This window comes from Micromonospora sp. MH33, assembly GCF_003013775.1.
Classification (GTDB): Bacteria; Actinomycetota; Actinomycetes; order Mycobacteriales; family Micromonosporaceae; genus Micromonospora; species Micromonospora fulviviridis.
Genome location: NZ_MUYZ01000388.1, coordinates 1 through 5,298, shown reverse-complemented (window position 1 = coordinate 5,298; position 5,298 = coordinate 1). Strand labels below are relative to the sequence as shown.

General features: G+C 66.0%; 5 protein-coding genes. All 5 read right to left on the bottom strand.

Annotation, left to right across the window (positions count from 1 at the left end; genetic code table 11):
* Positions 1 to 240: 240 nt before the first annotated feature.
* The 5 genes from B0E53_RS32875 to B0E53_RS32855 all read right to left on the bottom strand — a co-directional run bounded on the left by B0E53_RS32875 (position 241) and on the right by B0E53_RS32855 (position 5,227).
* Positions 241 to 1,311, bottom strand: coding sequence for a hypothetical protein (locus B0E53_RS32875; RefSeq protein WP_146167869.1), 1,071 nt, complete (start codon positions 1,309 to 1,311; stop codon positions 241 to 243).
* Positions 1,312 to 1,388: 77 nt separating this feature from the next.
* On the bottom strand, positions 1,389 to 3,305 hold the full coding sequence (locus B0E53_RS32870; RefSeq protein WP_246835717.1) for a DUF2075 domain-containing protein: 1,917 nt from the start codon (positions 3,303 to 3,305) through the stop codon (positions 1,389 to 1,391).
* Between the two features lie 124 nt (positions 3,306 to 3,429).
* On the bottom strand, positions 3,430 to 3,765 hold the full coding sequence (locus tag B0E53_RS32865) for a nucleotide pyrophosphohydrolase (protein WP_107079513.1): 336 nt from the start codon (positions 3,763 to 3,765) through the stop codon (positions 3,430 to 3,432).
* Between the two features lie 552 nt (positions 3,766 to 4,317).
* The gene (locus B0E53_RS32860) at positions 4,318 to 4,770 is read right to left on the bottom strand and encodes a hypothetical protein (RefSeq protein ID WP_146167868.1); all 453 of its coding nucleotides are present in this window, start codon (positions 4,768 to 4,770) and stop codon (positions 4,318 to 4,320) included.
* A gap of 58 nt (positions 4,771 to 4,828) precedes the next feature.
* Positions 4,829 to 5,227, bottom strand: coding sequence for a caspase family protein (locus B0E53_RS32855; protein ID WP_107079511.1), 399 nt, complete (start codon positions 5,225 to 5,227; stop codon positions 4,829 to 4,831).
* Between the last annotated feature and the right edge of the window lie 71 nt (positions 5,228 to 5,298).

The window sequence follows — 5,298 nt, the reverse complement described above, 5'->3', positions numbered from 1 at the left end:
CCGGAGACCTCAGCCTTTATCGATCACCGCCACGCCGGCACCTCACCACCCGCCGACCCCTTACCAAACACGGCCTAGGCGACCAACTCTGCGAGCCGGACCAGCGTGGATTTCAGACTGGCGTGCGCCGGTGCTGGGGATAGCTGGCCTGCATTGCCCCGCTCCCGCCTAACCAGCGACGCAGGTAGTTCGGCGCCGGCTGCCGGTTCAGCACCGCCGCTGTGACGGCCCGGCGAGCTGCTACCGATGCGGATCGTTAGTGCCCTGCACAAGTCCGTGGAGGGTCGGCCGCTCGGGTTCCGAATGCCGCTTCATTGCTGCGACATCGGTCGCGACATCCCAGTCCGCCTGCCACCTCTGGTCCAGCCGTTCCTGGCTGAATCGGCGGGCGTGCGCCTCGAAGAAGGGGCGCGAGCGCGGGCTGTATGCGCCGCATCGGCGACCAGCGAGATGGCGGGCTGCCGCGAGCAGTTCTCCCTGCAGGTCGGGGTTGAGCCGAATCGTTCCAGTGGCGTCCAGAACGACATGACCGTGTTCGAAGAGCGCGTCGCAGCCGAATAGGCAGGCGGCCATGATGTTGTCGGGATTCAAACGCTCACGCCTCGTGGCGTCGGCGCGCCGCTTGATGCGTGCCGCCGATACGAGACGTGCTGGCAGTGTCCGTCCACAGAGGTCACACATCACTTCTGTCAACGAGCCGAACTTCAGCCGTCGCAGGCGGCGCTGCTCACGCCGCCGTATGGCGGACACCAAGGCATCCAGGTCGCCGGTCAGGTCGAGTTCGTCCTGGTCGCCGTCTGTCCCCTCTTCGAGAGCCGTTATGGCCACCGGTTCCCCAACGACGGGTGTGCCTTGCTTGGTGCCGGACAGGCGAAGCGCTCTCATCGCTGCTGGCCCAAGCCGCCATCCCGGCACTCGCTCAAGGGTCTGTAGTACCTCGACATCGACTCGTTCGGGATAGGGCTTGTCGTCCCACACCTTGGCAACCGACTGATAGAGGGGACGCGTTACCCGAGTGATCAGGACTTCAGCCAGATCCTGCGCGAAGAACTGTTGGTCGTTGACGCGGGGACCACCGGGCGTGCTAAACCCGAGAATCAGGTAGTCGTCGGGGCGGATGCGGAGGGCCACAGTCCGATTCGCCGAGCCGTCGGCGCCGCCGCGGTCAAGCACGCTGGATTCCCAGCCCCAGATGCCCTGCGCCTTACCCTTTTCATAGTTCGCCAGAGAATCGACCCCGACGTAGACGTAGTAGGACGCCGACAAGGATCTTGCCTCCGGATGCACGAAGTGCTCGTGCGGTGGAGGCATGTTCGGATTCGAAAGCCTGTCGGACCGCCTTTCATGGTCGACTCTAGCCAGCACCCCGGGCGCAGCGCCAGGGCACCTCAGCTGTGCATCGCAGCTCCGTCGACGACGGGTTCGTAAGTCGTCTCTACTAGACGGTTCACGTGGACCAACGAAGCCAGATAGGCGCGTGTCTCGGGGTCGCTCGAGTAGAGAATTGTGCCCCGCATGCCTCGGGTCATCAGCACCTTGTAGGTGTTGCGGATCAGCCGGTCCGCCTCGAAGTCGCTGAGCGACTTCCGGCTGCGGAACGCGGGGTCCTTCGACTCCGTCCGCTGGGTCACCAGCCGGCCGTCGCGTGCGACCAGGTCTGGGCCGATGATGACGCCCGACCACTCGTACTCGAAGCCCTGCGCCGTGTAGACGCAGCCCACCTGCCCGAAACCGTTCGGGTCGGTGGCCCAGAACGCGCTGCCCGGCGCCTCGCCGACGCTGCGGTCGCTCTTGACGTTCCACGGCCGGGCCCAGCCGCCGATCTGCACGTCCGGCACCAGCGAATCGTCCGGTCGCGGATCGCTCCACGGCCAGCAGTAGCCCGCCGACATGCGAGCCGTTTCCCCGGCGCGCTGCTTCGAGGCCAGGAACGCCTCCATCTCCTCCGGCGACTGCGCCAGCCGCAGGTCGAACCGGCCGTCACCAGCCCAGACCGAGGGTTCACCGCCGTCGAGGCCGAGCAGGTCAAGGACCCACTCTTCGTACGCCTCGCTGCCGCCGCACCGGAACTGGTCGTGCAGCGACACCACCTCCACATCCAGGTTGAGCTGCTTCGCGTACGCGGAGATGACGTCGACGCTGCCGAGCTCGCCCGGCTTGACGACCTGGTGCTCGTCGAGGAGGAAGACCGGTACCCGAGCGGCGGCGATCAGCTCGTCGATCTGCGGTCGGGCCTTGTCGCGCTTCGCCTTGGGCGTGAAGCGGTTGACCGACGTCTCCCGGATCCGGTGCGCCTCGTCGCAAATCAGCACGTCAAGGCCGTTCCTCTCGGCGGCCATGAAGCTGTTGAAGTAGCCGAACAGGTTCTTCAGGCGGGTCGAGCCCTTGCCAGCGTATCTGCGCAGGGTCTGGGTGAACGAGCGCGAACCGGTGGCGTGCATGACCGAGCGTTGCTGGCGGGCCAACTCCCCGAGCACCGACAGCGCGATCACGCTCTTGCCACTGCCCGGTCCACCGGACACCACCACGACCGACTTGCGGTCCGCGGCGCGCGCTCGCTCCACAGCGTGCAGCACCAGCTCGTACGCCAGGCGCTGCTCATCAATCAGCGTGAAGTGCGACCGCACCTTCAGCTCGGCCGCCGCGTACGACAGGAGGTGCTTGCTCGGGCGGACCGAGCTGGTGAGGAAGCGGTCCGCGGCAGCCGCCCCCGGAGCGGGAGCCAAGTGGGTGCGCAGGTAGTCGAGGAACTGCCCGCGCCGCTGCTTCGTGAAGATCCGGCTCTGCTCCGTTGGCCGGCGCGCGAAGAGGTCGTTTACATCCCGGTCGACGGCGTTGTGGAGGTACGCGGCGCCGACAATCGGGCTACGACGGTGGGACAGGACGCCGAGGAAATCCGTCAGGTACTCGCAGTAGTCTCCGACCTGCACGCCAGGGTGCAGACGTGGCCCGCGGGCGTGCTCGACCAGCACCAGCCGGTCGGACCCTTCATAGGACTCGGCCTGCGACCATTGCTTCAGCTCCACCACCACGTACGAGTCGTCGGCGGTCCTCGGATGCACGCCCGCGAGCACCACGTCGACCCGCTTGCTCGTCAGCGGCAGCTGGTACTCGACGAGTACCTCCACCTGACCCAGGCCCGCGTCGGCCAGATCCTGCCCGAGCACCGTGAGACTGCGTTCCCACGACCGGCGTTCGGCGGCGCTCACGTTGTGGCCGATCTGTTCCGCGATGCGATCGGCGAGCGTGCCGGCGGTGGCATAGCGGAGGAGACCATCGGCGGAGGTGCGGAACGCTGACAACACTTGCCCCCGGGCAGCACGAAGTGATCGTGCGCATGGGGGGCATGTCCGGCCACGGCTGGAAGCCCGTCGTTACGCGCTTGTACGGCTGGACTGTAGCGAAGAGATGATCTCCTCGCACGCCCTGTCACCGCTTGGCGGCGGAGCCTTTCACCAGTTCAACCGGGTAGCGGACGGCGACCTCCGCCAACTTGGCGGTGGCCGCCCCCACCAGGTCGATGCCGAGGACATCCGCGAGCCGGGTCAGGTAGATCATCACGTCACCGATCTCCGCGCGAACGCGCGCGGCCGCCTCGGGATCGTCCATCACCATCGCTGCCTGTTCTGGCGTGAGCCACTGGAATTCGGCAAGCAGTTCGCCGACCTCGCCGGCCAAGGCCATGGCGAGGTTCTTCGGCGTGTGGAACTGCTGCCAGTCTCGGTCCTCGGCGAAGGCTCGCACCCGAGCGCTCAGGTCGTTCACCGGGGAAGTCTTGCATGTTTGAGCTTCGGGTTACTCCCGTAGATGGTACTCGATGAGCCGGCTGCTCAACACGGACACGATTCTGGCATCGGCCACCGAAGTCATTCTGCGTAAACTACGAGGGTCAGTGGTCACGGTTCCGCCGGTCCCCGCCTGGCTGGTGCTGACTGTCGTCCTGGCCACACCGACGCCGTTCACGAGGCCATGTTGCACTGGCACTACCGCGGGAACACCCCGCGTGCGCGGGGAGCAAGCTCGTCTAGCTCGCCGTCCGACGACAGCGGAGAGGATCACCACCGCGTGCGCGGGGAGCCGACGACCTACTACACGGCGGGCCGCTACTACGGATTACCCCCGCGTGCGCGGAGGGCGTTGAGGAGTCGGCGGATCTCGGCAACGGTCAACGCGATGATCTCCGCGTGAAAGAGCAGCCACCGATGGGCGCCGGGCCAGTGGTGGTGGTCCGGGCCCACAGGTGCTCGCGGGACCTTTCGGGCCCGGTCCGAAGGGGCGCCGCTGCCACTCGACCTGAGAGATCGGGCGTGCTGGCCGTTAGCTTGGGTGATAGCCGTATTTGGCGAGCCGATCACGGGCGACCTGCAGTTCCTCCTCGCTGAAGAGTGCTGACCAGGGATCACGAAGAACGAAGGCCTCGACGGCGAGGTCGAGCCGGCCCTTCTCCCAAAGAGTCGTGAATCCGCTGGAGACCGAGGATGCGTGCAAGAGCTGTCGGGCGGTGCCGAGGCCGCCGAGGGTGGAGATCATTCGGATGTAGATGGTGGCGTTGTAATTGATCTCGCGCTTCATGGCGCGGTAGCCGCTGATGAGCGCTTGGTGGAACTTCTTCTCAAGCCCCTCAGCCTGCACCCCTGGAGTGCTTTCCGGCTCTTCGCCAATGGTTGATGGCACTACGGGTGCTGGGATCCTCGTCGGCCTGTCGGCCGCGTTGGGGCCCAGTGCGATGTAATCGGCGAGGCCGGTACCCAACTGCTGCGGGCGCGGCATGCTGCGAGCGCGCAGCCCACGGAGGAGAGCGACGTAGATGTCACGGAGCGAGAGCAGGTCACCCGCGCCGGGGATGCCATCGCGGAGAACCTTGAGCAGTTCGGCTGTGAAGGGCGGTGAATCGGTTGCCGGCTGGCGCGACTGACGTCGAGTACGCCGGCGCAGAGGCAAGGGTGTAGGTACCGTTGATCTCGATGGCTGCGGTCACTGCCGACGAGACGGAACTCATCGCGGTCGTCGCATGCCCCGAGAAGCAGCAGTCGAGGATCAGGATCCGGTTCTTGGCCGGGCTCTCGGCCAAGGCCATTCGCAGCCACTCGACGGGAACGGCGGTATAGGTCACATGTTCCGGGTCGGTATCGGCCACCGCAAGGTGCAGGACTCCGTGTGAAGTAAGTAGCCCGTGGCCTGCGTAGTAGACAATCACGGTGTCATCGGCAGCATTGACGGCGAGCAATAGTCAAGACTTGTGGATGAGAAATCTTGATCAGGCGGCTGCGGCGTCGGAGGTGACGGGTTCGGTCGTGG

Coding starts and splice junctions, on each gene's coding strand:
- B0E53_RS32875 (WP_146167869.1), bottom strand. CDS start 1,311: ATGCCTCCACCGCACGAGCACTTCGTGCATCCGGAGGCAAGATCCTTG.
- B0E53_RS32860 (WP_146167868.1), bottom strand. CDS start 4,770: ATGCCGCGCCCGCAGCAGTTGGGTACCGGCCTCGCCGATTACATCGCA.